18 protein-coding genes are annotated in these 22,024 nt (G+C 33.0%); 2 read left to right on the top strand and 16 right to left on the bottom strand.

Annotation, left to right across the window (positions count from 1 at the left end):
- Positions 1-2: 2 nt before the first annotated feature.
- Genes mfd through glmU form a run of 3 tightly spaced genes read right to left on the bottom strand, consistent with a single transcriptional unit; the run spans position 3 to position 5,458 of the window.
- Entirely contained in the window at positions 3-3,509 is a 3,507-nt protein-coding gene (gene mfd / locus ACLUJM_RS09080; protein ID WP_412412690.1) for a transcription-repair coupling factor, read from the bottom strand.
- A complete protein-coding gene (pth, locus tag ACLUJM_RS09075; RefSeq protein WP_294684218.1) occupies positions 3,506-4,078 on the bottom strand; it encodes an aminoacyl-tRNA hydrolase in 573 nt (190 codons plus the stop codon). Before pth ends, mfd begins: the two co-directional genes overlap by 4 nt.
- A 15-nt stretch (positions 4,079-4,093) precedes the next feature.
- Positions 4,094-5,458 carry a bifunctional UDP-N-acetylglucosamine diphosphorylase/glucosamine-1-phosphate N-acetyltransferase GlmU gene (gene glmU / locus ACLUJM_RS09070; RefSeq protein WP_294684219.1) on the bottom strand — a complete coding sequence of 455 codons (1,365 nt, stop codon included), beginning with the start codon at positions 5,456-5,458 and terminating at the stop codon, positions 4,094-4,096.
- Positions 5,459-5,588: 130 nt separating this feature from the next.
- Here glmU and ACLUJM_RS09065 point away from each other — a divergent pair, with 130 nt between their 5' ends.
- Entirely contained in the window at positions 5,589-6,710 is a 1,122-nt protein-coding gene (locus ACLUJM_RS09065) for an FAD:protein FMN transferase (protein ID WP_412412689.1), read from the top strand.
- A gap of 89 nt (positions 6,711-6,799) precedes the next feature.
- Positions 6,800-7,300, top strand: coding sequence for a hypothetical protein (locus ACLUJM_RS09060; protein WP_227905520.1), 501 nt, complete (start codon positions 6,800-6,802; stop codon positions 7,298-7,300).
- Between the two features lie 116 nt (positions 7,301-7,416).
- Here ACLUJM_RS09060 and sufU read toward each other — a convergent pair whose 3' ends face one another.
- The 13 genes from sufU to ACLUJM_RS08995 all read right to left on the bottom strand — a co-directional run bounded on the left by sufU (position 7,417) and on the right by ACLUJM_RS08995 (position 21,800).
- A complete protein-coding gene (gene sufU / locus ACLUJM_RS09055) occupies positions 7,417-7,872 on the bottom strand; it encodes a Fe-S cluster assembly sulfur transfer protein SufU (RefSeq protein WP_412412688.1) in 456 nt (151 codons plus the stop codon).
- A complete protein-coding gene (locus ACLUJM_RS09050; RefSeq protein WP_294684223.1) occupies positions 7,859-9,109 on the bottom strand; it encodes an aminotransferase class V-fold PLP-dependent enzyme in 1,251 nt (416 codons plus the stop codon). Before ACLUJM_RS09050 ends, sufU begins: the two co-directional genes overlap by 14 nt.
- Entirely contained in the window at positions 9,099-10,148 is a 1,050-nt protein-coding gene (locus ACLUJM_RS09045) for a SufB/SufD family protein (RefSeq protein ID WP_412412687.1), read from the bottom strand. Before ACLUJM_RS09045 ends, ACLUJM_RS09050 begins: the two co-directional genes overlap by 11 nt.
- A gap of 9 nt (positions 10,149-10,157) precedes the next feature.
- Entirely contained in the window at positions 10,158-11,570 is a 1,413-nt protein-coding gene (gene sufB / locus ACLUJM_RS09040; protein ID WP_294684225.1) for a Fe-S cluster assembly protein SufB, read from the bottom strand.
- Positions 11,570-12,319 carry a Fe-S cluster assembly ATPase SufC gene (sufC, locus tag ACLUJM_RS09035; protein WP_412412686.1) on the bottom strand — a complete coding sequence of 250 codons (750 nt, stop codon included), beginning with the start codon at positions 12,317-12,319 and terminating at the stop codon, positions 11,570-11,572. The genes sufB and sufC overlap by 1 nt, the downstream gene beginning before the upstream one ends.
- A gap of 116 nt (positions 12,320-12,435) precedes the next feature.
- Entirely contained in the window at positions 12,436-12,711 is a 276-nt protein-coding gene (locus ACLUJM_RS09030; protein WP_294684227.1) for a hypothetical protein, read from the bottom strand.
- 190 nt (positions 12,712-12,901) lie between these two features.
- Positions 12,902-14,104: a S1C family serine protease gene (locus tag ACLUJM_RS09025; RefSeq protein ID WP_294684228.1), complete on the bottom strand. Its 1,203-nt coding sequence runs from the start codon at positions 14,102-14,104 to the stop codon at positions 12,902-12,904.
- Positions 14,105-14,278: 174 nt separating this feature from the next.
- On the bottom strand, positions 14,279-15,688 hold the full coding sequence (gene lpdA, locus ACLUJM_RS09020) for a dihydrolipoyl dehydrogenase (protein WP_412412685.1): 1,410 nt from the start codon (positions 15,686-15,688) through the stop codon (positions 14,279-14,281).
- The gene (gene gcvPB / locus ACLUJM_RS09015; protein WP_154254498.1) at positions 15,688-17,142 is read right to left on the bottom strand and encodes an aminomethyl-transferring glycine dehydrogenase subunit GcvPB; all 1,455 of its coding nucleotides are present in this window, start codon (positions 17,140-17,142) and stop codon (positions 15,688-15,690) included. The genes lpdA and gcvPB overlap by 1 nt, the downstream gene beginning before the upstream one ends.
- Position 17,143: 1 nt before the next feature.
- The gene (gene gcvPA, locus ACLUJM_RS09010) at positions 17,144-18,490 is read right to left on the bottom strand and encodes an aminomethyl-transferring glycine dehydrogenase subunit GcvPA (protein WP_412412684.1); all 1,347 of its coding nucleotides are present in this window, start codon (positions 18,488-18,490) and stop codon (positions 17,144-17,146) included.
- Positions 18,490-18,870, bottom strand: a complete 381-nt coding sequence (gene gcvH, locus ACLUJM_RS09005; RefSeq protein WP_002835405.1) for a glycine cleavage system protein GcvH — start codon at positions 18,868-18,870, stop codon at positions 18,490-18,492. Before gcvH ends, gcvPA begins: the two co-directional genes overlap by 1 nt.
- 12 nt (positions 18,871-18,882) lie before the next feature.
- Positions 18,883-19,983 (bottom strand): glycine cleavage system aminomethyltransferase GcvT, encoded by a 1,101-nt coding sequence (gcvT, locus tag ACLUJM_RS09000; RefSeq protein WP_308580587.1) that lies wholly within the window; start codon positions 19,981-19,983, stop codon positions 18,883-18,885.
- 158 nt (positions 19,984-20,141) lie between these two features.
- Positions 20,142-21,800 carry a formate--tetrahydrofolate ligase gene (locus tag ACLUJM_RS08995; RefSeq protein WP_412412683.1) on the bottom strand — a complete coding sequence of 553 codons (1,659 nt, stop codon included), beginning with the start codon at positions 21,798-21,800 and terminating at the stop codon, positions 20,142-20,144.
- Between the last annotated feature and the right edge of the window lie 224 nt (positions 21,801-22,024).

Below are 22,024 nucleotides of genomic sequence, written 5' to 3'. Positions count from 1 at the left end.
AATTATTTCTCATTATCCTTCAAAAGTATCGATAATACTTCGATAGGATCTCTTAAATTTTTGTCTTCAAACCCCAAAATAATTTTAGGTTTTTCTGACAAATCAAATCTCATTTCTTTCTTGTAATTTTCTGTCAAGTATTTTAATTTTTCTAATGAAATTTTGTCAGGAGCTGAAAATTGCAAGAAAAGTTCTCCCTTTATTTCTTTTATACTTTCAATGGATAATCTAGCACAAAATGCCTTAATTATGGATACATCCATTATATTAACGATAGGCTTAGGAACATCTCCAAACCTGTCGATTAATTCATCAATTATTTCAGAATAATCATCTTCATCTTGAATAGATGCGATTTTTTTGTAAATATCAATCTTCGTTTCATTCTCAGAAATGTAGTCTTCTGGAATATAACCATTGACCTTGATTTCGATTTGAACGATGTTTTTGTTTTCCGAAACAGTCTCTCCCTTAGCTTCTCTGACAGCTTGTTCCAAAAGCTTCACATACAAATCATAACCGATTTTTGCAATGTGACCGTGTTGGCTTTCTCCCAAAAGATTTCCTGCGCCTCTTAATTCCAAATCCCTCATCGCGATTTTGAAACCAGAACCAAATTCAGTAAAATCTTTAATTGCCATAAGTCTTTTTTCTGAAATCTCTGTTAATGATTTTTGTCCTTCGTAAGTGAAATAAGCAAACGAAGTTCTGTCAGATCGACCGATACGTCCCTTTAATTGATACAATTGCGACAAGCCCATCTTATCTGCATTATAAATTATCATTGTGTTGACATTTTGTATATCAAGTCCTGTTTCTATAATAGTTGTGCACAATAATAAATCATACAGCCCATCTTGGAAGTCGAGCATAACATTTTCAAGCTCTTTTTCATTCATTCTTCCGTGTGCAATGGCGATATTTAATTCTGGAACCAACTCTTTTAGTTTGAATTCCATCTGTTCAATATCTTCTATTCTATTATACACAAAATAAATCTGTCCGCCACGGTCAAGTTCTCTGATAATAGCATCTCTTATTAAACTTGGATTGTATTCTGTAACATAAGTCGATATAGGTGTTCTGTCTTCTGGTGGCTCTTCCAACAAACTCATATCTCTAATTCCAGTTAATCCCATCTGTAAAGTTCTAGGAATTGGAGTTGCAGATAATGTAAGAACATCTACATTTTCTCTCATTGATTTCAATTTTTCTTTGTGACGCACACCAAATCTTTGCTCTTCATCTATTACTAACAGACCCAAATCTTTGAATTTCAAATTTTTGGACAAAATTCTATGAGTTCCCACTAACAAATCGACCAAGCCTCTTTGCACATCTTTCATAATTTGTTTTTGACGCGCTGGAGATACGAATCGACTCATCATCTCAACTCTAATCGGATAATCTCTGAATCTTTCTTTGATTGTGTTGAAATGTTGTTGTGCCAAAATAGTCGTCGGAACCAAAAATGCTACTTGTTTTCCGTCCATAATCGCCTTGAAACAAGCTCTGATTGCAACTTCTGTTTTACCATATCCAACATCGCCACACAATAATCTATCCATAGGTCTGTCAGATTCCATATCCGTTTTGATTTCTTCGATGGATCTTACTTGAGAATCTGTTTCTTCATAAGGGAATGAATCTTCAAACTCTCTTTGCCATTCAGTGTCTTGTGAGAATTGATAGCCTTTTAATTTGGCTCTTTTTGAATACAACTCAACCAAATCATCCGCCATTTCGTCTACGGATTTTTTTGCTTTTTGCTTAGCTTTTGCCCAATCATTTCCGCTTAATTTATTAAGCGAAGGCTTTTTAACATTGCCACCACCGATGTATTTTTGAACCAAATTCATTTGGTCTGTTGGAATCATCAGCCTATCGTTCGCCTTATATTGAATTACAATGTAATCTTTTTGAATTCCATTTACATCGATTTTTTCAATTCCCTTGTACTGTCCAATCCCGTGATTTTCGTGAACCACAAAATCGTCGATATTCAAATCAGAATAATTTACAATATCTTGACCAGTGCTTTTTTTCTTCTTACGTTTTCTAATTTGCTTTTCGCGTCCGAAAATCTCCTTGTAAGTAATTATCAAATACTTAGGATCTTTTATTTCAAAACCATTTGGCAAATTCTTCTGAGTAATCAAAACTTGTGAAGATTTTATATTTGCATTATAATCTTCTGCTTCAAGAGTTGGTATTCCGTTAGTCAAAAACAAATCCTTGAGCATGTTTTTGCGTTCGACATTTGCCGCAAACACAATTTGCTTGAATCCTCTTAAACTATTGGATTTTATATTTTCAACCAAACTGTCGATATTTTTGTTGAAGTTCGGAGCTTCCAACGTTTTAAGCTGATACATAGAATTCGATTCTATAAGTCTTGTTCTTTTAACCAAACTTGTAATATTAACGCAAGTCTTTTCTTTAATTAATTTTAATATATCGGAAATCGGAATGAGAGATTGTTCGTGCTTGGATAGAACTTCTCCTTTTTCAACCAAGTACACGAAATCTTCCAAAAACCTCTTTTCTTTTTCCTTGTAAATATCATAACATCTGGACAAATCTTCAATCATCATTATGCTTTCATCAAGAAAATAATCAAAAATTGTATCGTAGTCTTTTTTCGTTAGAAAACACGACACCAAATCAATTTCATACTCCAAATCATTTCTGATGTATTCCATTAATTTTTCGAATTTGTCCTTGACATTATCTATGTTTTCGCCAAAAATCGGATGGTTAATTCTTTTATCTAAGTTTTTTTGAATGGAATTTATAATGGATTCTTTCTTTGATTCTTCAATAATTAATTCGCTGCAACTAATGATGTCGATGAACTTGCAGTCTTCAATGGATCTTTGAGTTGATACCTCAAAAAACCTCATCGAATCAATCTCATCGTCAAACAATTCAATTCTGACAGGAAATCTGCTGTGAACTGGGAAAATATCCACAATTCCACCTCTTATAGCAAATTGTCCCTTTGATTCAATAGTGTCTACCCTTTCGTATTTCAACACCTTTAACTTTTCTTGAAGCTCTTCCAAATTTATTAAATCGGTGTCTTTAATAGTGAATGTGTATTTTTTGGCGACAGATTTTTTCGTGATTTTCTTGGTTAATGCGTCAAAAGTTGTTACGATAATAGGCTGTTCGTTGTTTAATAATTTGAACAACACATTTACTCTTTGGTTTTCGGCATTATCGTCCAGTGATTTTGCATTGTATAAGTTGAGTTCTCTGCTAGGAAAAAATTCACAGATATTGTCTTCAATATCGTTCAGATACTCTGTCAAATTCCTAGCTCTCATATTGTCTTCTACAACTACTACAAGTGGTCTGTTTACATTTTTAGATGTAGCATATATGAAACTTGCAAAAGCTTCCTTTATAACACCATGAATGTAGATAGAAGAATTATTTGATTGTAAAGAATTCAAGTATCCTTGAAATTCTTTGTTATCCTCGTAAATTTTAGTTAAAAAGTTCATATCAAACTTTTCCCATTGAAGTTATTCATAGCAAAATCGACATTTTCTTCAACTATTTTGATACAAGCATCACTTGACATGTCGATTTCTTTTTTTAAAACTTCAAATTCTTTCTTGCTAAATTGTGATAAAACAAAATCCTTCAAATCGTAATTGTTGTCATTTTGACCAACAGACACCTTAACTCTTGGAAAATCTTGGGATTGAATAAGATATATAATGGATTTCAAACCATTATGAGTACCTGCAGATCCCTTCTTTTTTATCCTAATAGTTCCAAAAGGGATATCAATATCATCGCAAATTACGATGAGATTTTCTGGCGATAAATTATAATAATTAAAACAATCTAGTATTGCTTTTCCAGAATCATTCATATAAGTGGACGGTTTCATCAAAATCACTTTTTCATTTCCAATAAAACCTTCGCCAATCAAAGATTTGAATTTTAGTTTGTTCACTTTAATATTCAATTTTTTTGCCAAATCATCTATAACCATAAATCCGGCATTGTGTCTTGTATATTCGTACTTACTACCTGGATTGCCCAGACCTGCGATTAAATACATATAATCATTCCATTTCTATCTTTTTTTCTTATAAACCCAATCTTTTTTATTTTCTTGGCGACTTCTTCCAATTGAAAGTGCTCCTTCTTCGACATCTTCAGTAATAGTAGTTCCACAAGCAATGAAACTATCCTTCTTCAAAGTTACTGGAGCAATAACATTTGAGTTTGAGCCAACAAAAACATTATCTTCAACTACAGATCTGTGTTTGTTTTTGCCATCGTAATTTACGAAAATAACTCCACAACCAATGTTGATATTTTCCTTCAAATCACTGTCTCCAACATAAGCTAAGTGACCTGCCTTTGTTTTATTACCAACAGTTGAGTTTTTGATTTCTACGAAGTTTCCAATATGAACATTTTCTTTCAAAACGCTGTTTGGTCTCAAATGAGCAAAAGGTCCAATATCAGTGTTTTTTCCGACAACAGAATTTTCAATGTAAGATGATTTTATATTTACATTGTCATCTATCTTAGAATCCACGATTTCACAGTCTCCTTTTATCAGACAATCAGATCCTATTTCAGTATTTCCATAAATTCTGCATGGTCCAATGATAACAGTATCTCTTCCAATCTTTACAGATGGTTCAATTATTACAGAATTTGCATTTGAAATTACAACGCCTTCTTCCATGTATTTTTCATTAACTCTTTGTTTTAAAATTTCTTCACAGAAATACAACTGAGCTTTTGTGTTGATTCCATAAGTTTCATTCACATCAGAATGTTTGAAAGTTTTGATTGTTTTACCTTCTTTTCTGATGATTTCAAAAATATCAGTCAAATACATTTCACCTTTTGAATTATTTGTACCTATTTTTTCAATAGACATCTTCAACACATCGCCGTTCACAATCATCATTCCGCTGTTAAATTCCTTAATCAAAAGTTGTTCATCATTGCAATCTTTTTGTTCGACGATTTTAAGCAAATTGCCATTTTCATCCTTGACAATTCTTCCATACCCAAATGGATCGTCGATTTCACTTGTAAGAACTGTCGCAACAGAATTTTGTTCTTCATGATAATCAAAAAACTTCTTCAAAGTATCTTGCTTTATCAAAGGCGTATCTCCCGTTAAAATAATAACTTTATCGTCGTCATTTATTTCATCTAAACACAATTTAACGGCATACCCTGTTCCGTATGGATATTGTTCTCCTATATTTTGTTTTACTAGATGAATACTCTCATCTAAGTTTTCTCTTAAAATATCGTAATTATTTCCGCCGACAACTATCTTTTGATCCACAAAATCACAAGCATCCATGACATAATCAATCATAGTCTTGTTCAAAAGTTTATGCAAAACTTTTGAGTTGTGAGATTTCATCCTAGTCCCTTCTCCGGCAGAAAGTATAATAGCTTTCTTCATTATTCATCTCCTAAAAAATTGTCACTACCATTATACTATAAAACAGGAATTTTTGAAGCTTATAATGTTAAAATAAGTCAAAGATTTCAAATTATCTCTTAAAATTTGGTATAATGTATGTGGTGATTATATGAAAAAATTTATATTAATATTTTTAACATTGACAATGTTAGTTGGCTGTTCTCAAAATAAGACTGAAAACAAACCAGTTCCAAAAGATCCAGCGCCACAAGTCAAACAAAGCGATGATTCTTCTTCAAAAAATTATGAGAAACACGATGCCACACTTTACGACAAATTTGACACAGTAATAAGATATAGTTTGTACACACAAACAAAAAAAGAATTCAATCAATATTCAAAATTTATCAACGATGAATTTGACAGACTTCACAAACTATACAGCACTTACGAAAACTTTGATGGAATCGACAACGCGAAGACAATCAACGATAACGCAGGAGTTAAACCTGTAAAAGTCGACAAAGATTTGTTCGATTTAATCAAGTGGTCAGTTGAAGATTATTCCAAATACAACAAAAAAACAAATATTGCGTTTGGTTCAGTAACTGATTTGTGGAAGGAATACCGTGATAATGCTCTTGAAAAGAAAATCATCAAAATCCCTTCTGCTGATGTTTTGAAAGAAAAAAATCTTCACACGAGCATTGACAACATCGTATTGGATGAGCAAAACAGCACAGTTTTCTTGAAAGATAAAGATTCAAGACTAGACTTAGGTGCCACTGCAAAAGGATTTGCCACAGAAAAAATAGCACAAGAATTGGAAAAACGTGGACTAAAATCCGGAATTATTTCCGCAGGTGGAAATGTCAGAACAATCGGCACTCCTGTTATAAAAGGAAAAGACAGCTGGGTAGTAGCGATACAAAACCCTAATTTGAACGAAGATCCCGACAAACAATACGTTGCAATCTTGAAAATACCAGGAACAACTTCCATGGTCACAAGTGGTGATTATCAAAGATTTTACGTTTACAACAACAAAAAATACCACCACATCATAGACCCTGACACATTAAATCCTGCAAATCATTTTAAATCCGTGACAATAGTTACGAAAGATTCAGGACTTGCAGATTTCCTATCTACAACAGTTTTCGTTATGAATTACGAAGAAGGTAGAAAACTAGTGGACTCTATCGATGGAGTTGAAGCATTTTGGGTATTTGAAAACAACGACATTAAATACACTGACGGCTTAAAAGACATTATGGAACTAGAACAGTAGAATTATTAAAATAGTATGATATTTTATTGAATATATGATAGAATATTAATGTTATTAAATCAAACATAAGGAGGAATTTTATGCACCCAATGATAAAAAGATTTGTGGATTCAGAATTTTTAGATGAACAACAAGCAGAATTTATCGAAAAAGCAATTGAAAACCACGAAAACATTATTATCTCAGGACATAGATCAACAGGAATCAGACAATTATTAGCTATTATGATGGGAATTGCTAAGAAACAATTCAAATCAGTACAAGTTAAAGGATTAGAAAGCATGGACGAAGATGCTGAATACTATTTAATTCCTGGTATTGACACAGAAGAATTCGAAGATATCGTTCAAAAAGCATTCGATAAACCAAATTCTTCACTAATCACAATCAAAGAACCAGAACACCCATATTCAATTATGAAAATAATGAAAAAAGGTGGCAAAAATTCAGGAGACTACACTAAAGTAGTAAACTTCTTAGAAGCTCGTAAAATCGATGGCGTTCCATTCATGATTAGTACAACAAAGATGACTTACAACGAAAAACACGGAATCGACAAAGATAAAGTGGAAAGATTCAAAGCTTTCTAATAATTAAATAATTAAATTAAGAGATAACTCATTGTGAGTTATCTCTTTTTTGTCGCAAAAAAACTGATGAAACAAAATGCTTCATCAGTTGAAAATTTATTATCTATTTTATTGTATTATTCAGGAATAAACGAACCTTCTGATTTGTCGTTTTCAAGCATATCTTTTAATGTGTACCATGACAATACTGCGCATTTTACTCTTGCTGGTAATGTTGATATGCTTTGGAAGCATACTGCATCTTTAAGAACTTTTAGTTCTTTTCTATCAGTTATTTCCCCTTTTATCATGGATATGAATTTGTTGCACAAATCTATTGCTTGTTCAGTGCTTTTTCCTTTGACTACATCACACATTATTGATGTGGATGCTTGTGATATTGCACATCCAATTCCTGTGTATGCAATGTCTTCAATAGTATTATCTGCAACTTTTAGTTGCAAAGTGATTTCATCTCCACAGCTTGGATTGTGTCCCAACTCACAATGAGTTGGATGTTCCAATTCACGTCTGTTTGATTTATCCCTGCTTTTTTCCAATATTAATTCTGTATATAAACTACCTAGTTCCAATTCTCATCAATCTCCTTACGTCTTCAAGATGTTCAATGAAAAAGTCAACTTCTTCAAATGTATTATAGAATGCAAAGCTTGCTCTGCATGAGAAATTTGTCTTCAAATATCTGTGAAGTGGTTGTGCACAATGGTGCCCACTTCTAATTGCAATTCCGTAACTATCCATAATACTTGCAACATCATGTGGGTGAGCTTCTTTGAAGTTAAAATCTAAAACTGGTGATCTATGAGTGTCACTTGTTGTGTATACATCGATGATGTCGGATTTTTGTTTGATTTTGTCATAAGCATAATCCATTAATGCTTTTTCATAATCTCTAATATTTTCTATTCCGATTTTTTCGATGTAATCAATCGCTGCTATTAATGATTTTACCGCTCCTACATCTTGTGTTCCTGCTTCAAATCTTCCTGGAGCATCCAAGTACGATGATTTATCTTCGAACACATATTCAATCATATCTCCACCGTACAAGAAAGGCTTTAAGTTGTTCAAGAATTCTTTCTTTCCATAAAGTATTCCAACTCCCATTATGCTAAGCATTTTGTGACCTGAAAATACTAAGAAATCACAACCTAATTGTTGTACATCAACTTTGTTATGTGGAATATATTGTGCAGAATCCACGATACATATACAATGTTTGTTAACTGATTTGACGTATTTTATCATTTTTTCAACTTCAGGCATAGTTCCCACTACGTTTGATGCTTGTGTTATTGAGAAAATTTTCGTTTTTTCAGTGATTGTTTTCTTGAATTCTTCAAAATCCAATTGCATATTTTCTTTGTCAACATACAAGTATTTTAGCTTAGCCTTAGTTTTCTTGCACACTTCTTGCCAAGTTACTAAATTACTGTGGTGTTCCATTATTGATATGACTATTTCATCATCTTCTTTCAAATTTTCATAACCGTACGAATACGCTATTAAATTCAAAGATTCAGTAGTGTTTCTGGTGAAGACTACCTCTGAAGAATCTGCTGCGTTGATGAATTTGGCGATTTTTTCTCTTCCAGATTCGTAAACATCTGTAGATAAAACGCTCAATGTGTGTGCTCCTCTGTGAGGATTTGCATTTTCATATTTGTAAAATTCACTTACGCTATCTATGACTTGAATCGGTTTTTGGCTGGTAGCTGCATTGTCCAAATAAACTATCGGATTTTTGTATTCTTTATCCAAATACAAAAAGTCCTTTCTTATATCTTCTACTTGTTTTTTATCTAACATCCAATTCCCTCTTTGCCATTTTTTCTCTTATGAATGAAAGTAGTTTATTTTCCAATTTTTCGTCATCTAATCTGCTTAATGATTCGCTAAATTTGGATTCAACTATCATACTTTCAGCTACATCTCTGGATATAGCACGGTTCATTATATAAAATAGCATATCGGCATCTATCTTACCTGCACTTGCTGCGTGATTTCCTATTACATCGTCTTCTCCTGCTAAAAGTACTGGAACGGACAAGTTTTTCACATCATCTGATAACAATACTGCGTATTCTTCTTCAGTTCCTGTGGATCCCATGGATCCTTTTTTGAAATCAAGAGTTGACTTGAAGTTTTTATAAGATGATTCTTTTAATGCACCATTTACGATACATGAAGATTTGGATTCTTTGCCGAAATGATTGATTTCATAAAGCATATTCAATGAATTATCTCCATGTGTGAAGTAAATACTGTTGATATCCAAGTTAGAATGTTTGCCATTCAAATTAGCTTTTGTGTTGACATAATTGTCCCTGCTACCTAATTCGTATTGGCTAAGAATTACATTACTTTCTTCATCTAAGTTCAAAATCAATGATTCCAATGCTGTTGTGTGTTTTTCTGTTTGAATTACAAAAACTTCAACGTTGCTGTTTTCTTTGGCATTGATTTCTATTACTGAGCTTCTGAATTTCTTGTTGTCATCATTGTCTCTGTAATCAAGTACAACTCGTAAGCTTGAGTTCTTTTCGGCTGTGATTTTGTGAGTATCCAATAAAATATCATATTCTCTGTCAGTAACCAAATCAACTACACCGAAATCTTTTACTTGATTTTCTTCTGTTCTGTATTTTTTGAATAGATTTCCCGATTTTTCGTTCATGTCCAAAGCTTCTTGGCACACACCAAAATCTTTGTTTTCCAATGCTTCTACTGGATCAGAGTCTATTCTGTATTCTTTTATATCTATATCTGGGAGATTAATTTCTGTATCGTTAACTTTCAAATATTTAAAAGTTTTGAATCCCAGTTTATTTCCTTTAATTTGTTCCATATACAACTCCTATCCTATGCTTCCTTCTAGTTCAAGATTAATTAAATTATTCATCTCAACCGCATATTCCATTGGCAATTCCTTTGCTATTGGTTCTGCAAATCCACGAACTACCATTGATTTTGCTTCTTCTTCTGGAATACCTCTTGTCATCAAATAGAAAATAACTTGGTCATCTATTCTACCTATAGATGCTTCATGTCCCAAATCGACATGTTTGTTCGCTATTTTAACAACTGGAATTGTATCTGATCTACTTTCATTATCTAACATTAACGATTCACAACTTACTGATGATTTTGAATCGTAAGCATTTTCTTTTATGTCTACTAAACCTCTGTAAACACTGATTCCACCTGATTTAGAGATAGACTTGCTGTTTACATAGCTTGTTGTGTGAGGGGCTGCGTGAATCATAACAGCACCTGTGTCTAAGTTTTGGTCACGTCCTGCAAATGAAATACCAGTGTATTCACTGCTTGCACCTTCTCCCTTTAAGACACTTGATGGATAAAGCATGGATACCGCTGATCCAAATGAACCAGAAACCCATTCAACCTTACCATTTTTTTCAATGATTGCTCTTTTCGAGTTTAAGTTGTACATATTTCGTGACCAGTTTTCGATTGTTGAAAATCTAAGAGTAGCATTTTCTCCAACGAAGATTTCAACTGCACCAGCGTGTACATTTAATGCGTTATATTTTGGAGCTGAGCAACCTTCAATGAAGTGACAATAACTATCATTTTCTACGATAATCATTGTATGTTCGAATTGACCTGCTCCTGGAGCATTCAATCTGAAATAACTTTGAAGTGGGATTTTAACATCTACTCCCTTTGGAACATATACAAATGATCCACCTGACCACACTGCATAGTGAAGTGCTGCGTATTTGTGTAATCTTGGTGTGATTGATTTTGCAAAATATTGTTTAACAATATCTTCATGTTCTCTAAGAGCCGTATCAAAATCTGTATAAATAACCCCTTGGTCTACCAAAGATTGTTGAATGTTGTGATACACAACCTCACTATCGTATTGTGCACCAACGCCGCTAAGCATCATTTCTTTTTCAGCTTCTTGAATACCCAACTTATCAAAAGTATCTCTGATTTCATCAGGGACTTCGTTCCAGTCACTTGATCTATCTGCATCAGGTCTGATGTATGTTGTGACCTTATTCATATCAACGACACTCAAATCCGGTCCCCATTCAGGATCTTCTGAATTGTAAAATATTTCCAAAGCTTCCAATCTTTTTTCGAGCATCCATTGAGGTTCATTTTTTTCTTCTGAAATCTGTCTTACAATTTCAGGAGTCAAGCCCTCTTCAGTTTTTCTTCTAAAAGTAAATTTATTCTTGATGTCATAGATACCTCTATCCATTTCATCGACTTGAGTCTTCTTTTTAGGTGCCATTATTTCACCTCTTCTCTAATCCAATTGAATCCTTTTTCTTCAATTTGATCTAAAAGTTCGCTAGAACCTTCTTTTACAATAGTGCCATCCATGATTACATGAACGAAATCTGGCTTAATTTCTTTTAAGATTTCCTTGTGATGTGTGATTACAATAACTGAATTGTTGTCATGTAAGAATTCCTTTACACCTTTTGATACAGTTCTAACAGCATCAACATCAAGACCAGAATCTGTTTCATCAAGGATTGCTAGTTTTGGTTGTAGCATTAACATTTGTAGAATTTCGTTCTTCTTTTTTTCACCACCGGAAAAACCGACATTCAAATATCTGGAAGAATATCCATGATTAAACTCAAGTATATCCATATTATCTTCCAGTTCTTCTCTGAATTCTAAGAATCCTATATTTTCATCAGTTTTTGCTATTTTGGCAGATCTGATGAAGTTTTCTACACTAATGCCTGAAACTTCCATTGGATTTTGGAAAGACATAAAAATACCTTTTTTGGCTCTTTTATCTGTTGATAAATCCATAATACTTTCACCATCAAGTAAAATATCACCTGAAGTAGTTTCATATTGTGGATTGTTCAAAATAACATTGGCTAAAGTTGATTTACCAGAACCATTTGGTCCCATAATAACGTGAACTTCACCATAGTTTATATTTAAATTTATGTTTTTTAATATTTCTTTATCTCCTACCCTTGCGGATAAGTCTTTAATAGTTAATAAATTTTTTGACATAATAACCTCCTTACAGTTATGTAATAAATATATATATAAGAGATCCTTATGTCCTATTATATTATACACGAAAAAAACAAAATAGTTAAGCCTTTAAACAAATTCCTACTATTTTGCTATGCAATTTCGTCTTCATCTATAAACTCTGAGTAAACTTCCTTGAAATTCATAGAACTATCGAATTTTTCGCTTGCTAAATTCCAATTCACAATTTCATATAATTCTACAAATTCATGATCATTCAAATCTTCTTGAATTAAATCGACATATTCCAAGCATTTTTCTTTTAATTCATCGATGCTATTCATTTCGATAAGGACTATATCTTCTTCATATATCGAAACATCTGTCTTGTATTTTAAAATCATTTTTACAGAATAAATTTGCTTCAAAATTCTCTCCTCCTCGACACTCCCATATTTTATACTAATTAACTGAATGTGTAAATAGTAAAATGCAAATTTCATTAATTAATCTGATTTTTATTTTTATGTAATTTAAAAGCGATAGCTTTCACTACCGCTTTCAAATTTATATATTTCAAATCTCACGCAAAATTAAGGAAGGAAAAAACGTGATAACTTATTTTTGTTCTAAAGTACTAAATTCAATATCTAAATCTTTCGTACTACCATCTCTATAAACTGTAACCTTTCCTTTTTGTTGTGGTCTAACTTCAAGCAACGCCTTCTTCAATGAACTCATTGTGTTTATCGGTTTGCCGTTTACTTTTGTGATGATATCTCCTCTAGTTACACCTGCTTTTTGTGCAGAAGAACCTTTGACAACTTCCACAACATATATTCCTTTGTCTACAGATAGTTTTTGGCCAGTAGCTTGTTGGAAAGTTTTAACATCTACGCCACTAATTCCCAATTTAACACCTTCAAAAGATCCACCAGAAACTATATTATCGACAATAGTTTTTGCTACATTAATAGGAATTGTAAATCCTATTCCTTCTGCAGATGCTTTGGCAGTGTTAATTCCAATTAGTTTACCTTCTTGATCGAAAAGTCCTCCACCACTATTTCCAGAGTTAATTGCTGCATCTGTTTGCATTAAACCGTCCATTTGTAGACCGTTTTGTAATGTGATTGTTCTGTCTTTCCCAGAAATATATCCACTTGTCAATGTTGATTGCAAATCTAATCCCAAAGGATTACCAATGGCAATAGCCTTGTCTCCGATTTGAACCTTATCGCTGTCTCCCATTTCAACAGGTTTAAGTCCAGTCATATCAGTTTTAATTACTGCAAGATCCAACGTTGTATCATACCATAATAATTTAGCTGATGATTTTTTGCCATTTGTAAGTAAAACTTCGATTTTTTCTGCTTTACCATCTTGTACAACGTGTGCGTTAGTAAGTATGTATCCATCCTTGCTAACCACAACACCACTACCAACACCTTCTACGACTCTACCTTGGAAAAACATATTTTCTTGAACTCCTACTGTTGTAATACCAACTACAGAGTCCAAAGATTTCTTCGCTACAGCATTTTCTGTGGATACGCTGTTGTTTTTTATAGAAATAGTGCTGCTTTCTACTTGACCATTCTTGTTTATCGTTTCGGTAATTCCAGTCATGTTTTTTGCTACAAAATAACTCATGACCAATGAATAAATTAATAAAAATATAGTAAGTGCTTTGAGCCAACCTATTTTTGGTTTGTTCTTAGCTATTTCTTCTTTAATCATATTTTCGACTTTTCTTTCGTTCAAGCCGTCTTTTCTTCTTTGAATGTAATCATTATATTCAGAATAAGGATCTCTATCCATTTTTTCTACCTCCATATTTTATACTTATACTTTATCAAGCAATTGTGTGCTAACTGTGAGTAAAAACGCTTTAATATTTACGAAAAATCAAACATTATATTTGACTTTTCGCAAACATTAAAAAATCTTCGTATCAATTTAACTTTTCAAGAAAAATTAATACGAAGATTTCGTTTATTTCTTAGGGTTTGGTGTGTTTATGGATAAGCCTTCTAATTGTTCAACAGAATCCATGAACACTTCACTAATAGTTGGATGTGCATAAATCATAGCTGATAAACCTTCAACTCCAACATTATTATTCATCGCAATTGCTGCAAAGTGAATTAGTGTTGATGCGTCGTGACCAATTATGTGGCAACCTAAAATCTTAGATAAATCTTTAGTAGCAACTATCTTCACAAAACCTTCAGTAGCATTCAAACTCAATGCTTTACCATTTGCTTGATACATGAATTTGCTTGTTACATAATCTATGTTTTGTTCTTTTGCTTTTTCTTCACTTAAGCCAACAGAAGCAATTTCAGGAACTGTAAACACAACAGCTGGAACTATATCCATGTTGATGTTTTTTTCCTTACCCGAAAATTCTCTTACAAGGTTTTTACCTTGATTACTTGCAACGTGTGCTAATTGAGTGTTCTTATACACACAATCACCTATGGAATATATTCCTTCAACATTAGTTTGTAAGTTTTCATCGACAATTATAGCATTCTTTTCTGTTTGAATGTCTGTGTTTTCAATTCCAAGATTGTCAATGTTGCTGCTTCTTCCACTAGCTACAAGAACGTAATCTGCATAAGTTTCTTCAAATTTATCTTTGCCAACTTTTTGACTAATGATTTTAAGTTTTCCGTCTTCTTCAACTATTTTCTTAGCATAAACTCCAGTAACAAACTTCAATGTGTCACTTTTTAAAATTGATTTTAAGCGTTTTTGAATTTCTCCATCTTCCGTCTTCAACAATTTGTTACCAACTACAGTTACTTCTGTACCAAATTGTGAATATATGGATGCAAATTCCATTCCGATGACGCCAGTTCCGATTACAACCATTGATTTTGGAATTTCTTCTAATTCTAAAAGTCCAGTTGATGTCAAAACTTTAGGGTGGTCTATGCCTTCGATATTAGTTGGCTTATAATCTTTGGATCCAGTAGCTATGATAATTTTATCAGCTGTAAGTTCTTTGGTTTCTCCTTCCAAAGTCTTCACAACAACTGTTTTATTATCCTTAAAACTAGCTTCCCCTCTAATAAAAGTTAAATTATCGTAAGTTTTGAAAAGGTATTCAACACCACTTCTAAGCCTTTCGATAATTTCCGTTTTCCTTTGTTTTATTTTATCGGCTAGCAATTTATGGTCATTAACTTCAATTCCAAAAGTTTCTGATTCTTTAATTTCTTTGTACAAATCAGCAATTTTCCATAAAGTTTTAGTAGGTATACATCCTCTGTTCAAGCATGTACCACCTACTTCAGCTTTTTCGATTAAAGTTACATTTAAACCGAGCTGGCATGCCCTGATGGCAGTTTCATAGCCACCAGGTCCAGCGCCGATAATAATGATATCTTTAGTCATTATTCTCCTTTTTTGTAAGTCAATATTAATTTCTTAGCAGCTTCTGTTTCATCTGGTCTTCTAACAACTGTTGTAATAGGAGCTTCTAATAATATATCTTTGTTTTCTCTTGCTTCTTGTGCAATTTGTTTCATTGCAGCAACGAATTCATCAAGAGTTTGTTTTGGTTCAGTTTCAGTAGGTTCTACCATTAATGCTTCGTGAACGATTAATGGGAAGTATACTGTTGGTGGATGGAATCCCATATCTAACAGTCTCTTAGCTACATCCAATGTCTTAACTTGTCCATCGCAATCATCCTTTAATCCGCCTAATACAAATTCGTGTTTACAGATGAAGTCGTGTGGTAAGTTGTAATCGTCTTTTAATTGAGCTTGTAGATAGTTTGCATTTAATACTGCTGTAGTAGATGCACATTTCAATCCGTCACTACCCATAGTTAGGATATAAGTCAATGCTCTCATTAAAATTCCGAAGTGACCTTGGAAGTCCTTCATTCTACCAATAGAATGTTCCATGCTATAATCTAAGAAATATTTATCTCCATCTTTTTCAACAATTGGTTTTGGTAAATAATCTCTTAAGAATTTCTTAACACCTACAGGACCTGCACCTGGACCTCCACCACCGTGTGGTGTAGAGAATGTTTTATGAACATTGAAGTGGATTGCATCGAATCCCATGTCCCCTGGTCTAGCGTGTCCTAAAATAGCGTTAGCATTTGCTCCATCATAGTATAGTAATCCACCAGCTTCGTGAACTATTTCAGCAATTTCTTTGATTTTAGTTTCAAATAAACCTAAAGTGTTAGGGTTAGTTAACATCAAACCAGCTGTTTTTTCGTTTACAACTTTTCTTAAGTCTTCAACGTCAACTACACCATTTTCGTTTGATTTAACTTCTACTACTTTGTAGCCTGCCATTGCAGCTGTTGCTGGGTTAGTACCGTGAGCTGAGTCTGGAACTATGATTTCATTCTTTTCAGAATTACCATTAACTTCGTGATATTTTTTGAAGATTGTAATAGCAGTGATTTCACCATGAGCACCTGCTGCTGGTTGTAATGTCATATAATCCATTGCAGAGATTTCGCATAGTGATTTTTGTAAAGTATACATTGCTTCCAATGCACCTTGAACTTGATAGTCATCTTGTTTTGGGTGAAGACGTGCAAGTTTTGGGTTTGCTATGATTTCTTCATTTATTTTAGGGTTGTACTTCATTGTACAAGATCCTAATGGATACATACCTGTATCTACGCCGAAGTTTAGAGTTGAAAGATTAGTATAGTGACGAACTACATCAACTTCACTAACTTCTGGTAAATCTAATTCTTCATTTGATAAAAATTCTTCAGGAATTAAGTTATCTTTTTCTTCTACGTCTAATTCAGGAAGTTTATATCCAGTTCTACCTGGTTGTGATAATTCAAATATTAACTTGTTATAAGCCATATTATAATACCTCCTTAACTGCTGCTACAAAATTGTCCATTTCTTCTTTTGTTCTCTTTTCTGTTACAGCAATAATTAAACCATTGCCACATCCATCTGTAGCTTCTTTAATGCTAATTCCAGCTAAGAATCCTTTATCAAATAATGCTTTCTTAACTTCTTCAGTGTCTTTGTCAAAACCGATAGTGAATTCATCAAAGAATGGTTTTTCACTAAGAACTTTAACTTTGTCTATTTTCTTCAATTCTTCAAATAGATAGTGAGCTTTTTGTAATGATTGAGTTGCTACTTCTTTAATACCAGCTTTACCTAAAAGTGATAAATAAATACTTGCTGCAAGTAAGTTAACACCTTGGTTTGAACAGATATTTGAAGTTGCTCTATCACGTTTAATGTGTTGTTCTCTTGCTGAAAGTGTTAAAACGAATGATCTCTTACCGTCTTCGTCAGTAGTTTGTCCTACTACACGGCCAGGGAATTTTCTAACAAATTCATCAGTAAAACACATATATCCTAAATAAGGTCCACCATATTGTAAGTTTACTCCGAATTGTTGAGCTTCACCTACAACAACGTCAACATTATATTCAGATGGTTTTTTTAACAAACCTAAACTCATAGGATCTGCTGACATTATCAAGTAGTTTTTCTTGATAGAGTGAGTTAACTCTTCATATTTTTTAACATCTTCGATATATCCGTAATAGTTTGGAGATTGAACGATAACTGTACCTACTTCGTCAGTCATCATTTTTTCCAATTCGTCCATATCTGTTAGTAAATCTTTCATTGGGATAAATTCTACTTCAACTTTTCTATCGTGACAATAAGTCAACAATATTTCTTTTGCTGAAGGGCTAACAGTGTCAGCACATAGAATTTTAGATTTTTTAGACTTTTGGATAGTCATCAAAGCTGCTTCTGTTATAGCTGTTCCGCCATCGTACAAAGAAGCGTTTGATATTGGCATACCTGTAAGGTTAGCCATCATTGTTTGATATTCAAAAATATAGGAAAGAGTACCTTGGCTTATTTCTGGTTGGTATGGTGTATATGAAGTGTAGAATTCACTTCTGCTAGCCATTGCTGGAATAACAGAAGGAACGTATCTATCATAAGCTCCACCACCTAAGAAACAAACCTTATCATCAGTAGATGTGTTCTTAGCAAAAATTTCGTCGAAATATCTTCTAACTTCAACTTCACTTTTTGCTTTTGGTATGTTAAGTTCTCCTTTGAATTGAACATTTTCAGGAATATCTGAATATAGTTCATCTAGAGAGGAAATGCCAATTGTTTTTAGCATTTCCTCAATTTCTTGATCAGTAATTGAGATGTATGGATACATTATAATTCTCCTAAGAATTTTTCGTATTCATCAGCAGTCATTAATTTAGATTCATCGAAGTCTTCGAATTTAACCTTAGCAATCCAGCTTTCGTATGGAGCTTTATTGATGTTACCTGGTTCATCATCTAATTCTTCATTAGCTTCTACAATTGTACAAGCAAATGGAGTGTAAACTTCTGATGCTGCTTTTACAGATTCAACACTTGCTACAGATTCTTCTGCATCAATTTCATCATCAACATCTGGTAATTCAACGTATACAATGTCTCCTAAACTGTCTTGTGCATAATCTGCAAGACCAATTTCATAAACGTCTCCGTCTACTTTAATCCATTCATGATCTTTTGTGTACAATAAATCTTTTGCTACTTCTGCCATTTTCTTTTCCCCCTATTTTCTATCCAAAAATTTTCTTTTAACAACTGTTGCTTTAGTTGGTTTGTTCCTGATAATAACATCAACTTCATCACCTAATGCTACAGCTGATTTATCTACAAATGCGTTTGCTAAACATACGCCAAATGTTGGTGAAAGGTATCCTGTAGTTACTTTACCGATAGTTTTACCATCTTTTTGAACTTCAGCACCTTGTCTTGCAATACGTTTGCTTTGCATTTCGATACCAATAAGTTTTTTGTCGATTCCTGCATCAACTTTTTCTTGAGTTTTAGCTTTACCTACGAAGTCGTCTTTGTCCATTTTAACTGCAAACTTCAAGCCAACTTCTAATGGAGATACTTCATCTGCAAGTTCATTTCCATATAAAGGCATTGCTGCTTCAAATCTCAATGTATCTCTACATCCAAGACCACATGGTTTAACACCTAAGTCTTTTCCTTTTTCTAATAATTCATTCCATAAGTCTACAATTGCTTCAGCAGTTGCATAAACTTCGAATCCATCTTCACCAGTATAACCAGTTCTAGAAATTAATACATCGTATTCTTTGTATTTAATGTCTTTTACAAAATGATAGTATTCTATTTTTGAAAGGTCAAATTCAACTAATCTTTGTAATAATTCTTCAGCTTTTGGACCTTGAATAGCGATTTCTCCTACAGAATCGCTGATATTTTTCAATTCAACATCGAATTTATCAACATATTGAGAAATATGTTTGAAGTCCTTTTCAGTATTAGCTGCATTTGGAACCATTAAGAAATCTTGATCATTGTTTTTATAAACTAATAAGTCATCAACCATTCCACCATCTTCGTGTAATAATAAAGAATATTGGATTTGTCCGTCTGCACATTTAGTGTAATCATTAGTGCAAACATAGTTGATGAATTTTAAAGCGTCTTTGCCTTTTACAGTAAATTCACCCATGTGGCTTACATCAAATAAACCAACGTTGTTTCTTACTGCTTCGTGTTCTTGTTGTAATCCTTCATAATCAACTGGTAAATAAAAACCAGCGAAGTCAACAACTTTTCCACCTAATTTTTTGTGTTCCTCATATAGAGGAGTTTTTTTTGTACTCATAAGCATCTCCTTTTACTTATAATCCTTTTTATAACTATTGTACCATAAAAGTTATTAGTATTTGTAACAAAATTTATTAATTCTAATAATAAATAAGCCTGAATTTATAGAAAATTTTTATAAATCATAATAAATTTACACAAATTCAGGCTTTAAATTTTCTTCTAGAATAATCCTACAACTGTACCATCATCTAAAACATCACAGTTTTCTGCTGAAGGTACTTTTGGTAAACCTGGCATTGTCATTACAGAACCTAATAGTGCAACAACAAATCCAGCGCCTCTTGAGATTTTGAAATCACTTACTGTGATTGTAAATCCAGTTGGAGCTCCGATTAACTTTTTATTATCAGAGAATGAGTATTGAGTCTTAGCCATACATACTGGATAATTGTCTAATCCTAATTCTTTGATTTGTTTTAATTTCTTCTTAGCCTTAGCACTAAATTCAACGCCATCAGCTCTGTAGATTTCTTTTGCAATTTTTTCAATCTTTTCTTTGATTGGTAATTCAAGGTCATATAAGAATTCAAATTCGTTTTCTTCTTTTGTATTTTCAACAACGTATTCTGCTAATTCTTTAGCGCCTTCTCCACCTTCAGCCCATACATCACAGAAAATAGCTCTTGTTCCGTCTGCTTCAACTAATTCAGTTAATTTCTTAATTTCAGCATCAGTATCATTTGCGAATCTGTTGATTGCTACTACTACTGGAACTTTGTATTTCCTCATGTTTTCGATATGACGTTTAAGGTTAGCATATCCTTTTTCTAAAGCTTCTACATTTTCAACTTTGTAGTCTTCAGCTTCCCCGTGATGTTTTAATGCTTTGATTGTAGCTACGATACAAACCATGTTAGGGTGTAAATCATTTCTACATTTAATGTCGAAGAATTTTTCTGCTCCTAAGTCAGCACCGAAACCTGCTTCTGTAACAACATAATCTCCAAGCTTCAATCCTAATTTTGTAGCTATTAAAGAGTTACATCCGTGTGCAATGTTGGCGAATGGTCCACCATGAATAATTGCTGGAGTGTGTTCTAATGTTTGAACTAAGTTTGGCTTGATCGCTTCTTTCATGATTAATGCTACAGCACCATCAGCTTTAACGTCTTTTGCGTAAACTGGTTTACCTTCTTTATCAAAAGCTATAAGAATATTTCCAACTCTTTCTTTTAAGTCTTTCAAATCTTTTGCAAGACATAAAATAGCCATGATTTCACTTGCGACAGTTATTTCGAAACCATCTTGACGCATAACTCCGTTACCCTTAGTTCCAACACCAATGATTATATCTCTTAATTCACGTTCGTTCATATCCATACATCTCTTAATTAAGATTTGTTTTGGATCGATGTTTAACGCATTACCTTGGTGAATGTGGTTATCCATCATTGCGCAAATTAAGTTGTTTGCAGTAGTGATTGCGTGGAAGTCACCTGTGAAATGCATGTTTATTTCATCCATTGGAACTACTTGTGCATATCCACCACCAGCTGCTCCACCTTTCATACCAAAGTTTGGTCCTAAAGATGGTTCTCTTAAAACTGAAATAGCATTTTTGCCTATTTTATTAAGTCCCATTGCCAAGCCAACATTCATAGTTGTTTTACCTTCTCCTGTTGGAGTTGGGTTAATACTTGTCATCAAAATTAATTTACCATCTTTTTTGTCTTTGTTTTTTTCAAAAAGATTTAAATCTAATTTTGCCTTATATCTACCATATTGTTCGTAATCTTCTTCTATTAATCCCATTTTTTCAGCGATAACACTGATTTTTTCTAATTTCGCTTTTTGAGCAATTTCTACATCTGTAGCCATAATCATTACCTCCAAATTTATTTATTAGCTATTATCCTAATAACCACTAAGCTATTTATACCCAACTTAATTCAATAATAACACTAAAAAACGCTTTTTCTTATTTTTTTGATAATTATTATTAATTTAACACATTTTTCAAATAAAAAAAAATAAAACCAATCAAATTATGAACTGACCCCAAAAAGTTGGACCTAAAACCAACTTAGAGGAGGTCAGTTTTT

Source organism: Finegoldia sp. (genome assembly GCF_046991905.1).
Lineage (GTDB): Bacteria > Bacillota > Clostridia > Tissierellales > Peptoniphilaceae > Finegoldia.
The sequence above is the reverse complement of the archived record's forward strand: the minus strand, read 5'-3'. Positions and strand labels throughout refer to the sequence as shown.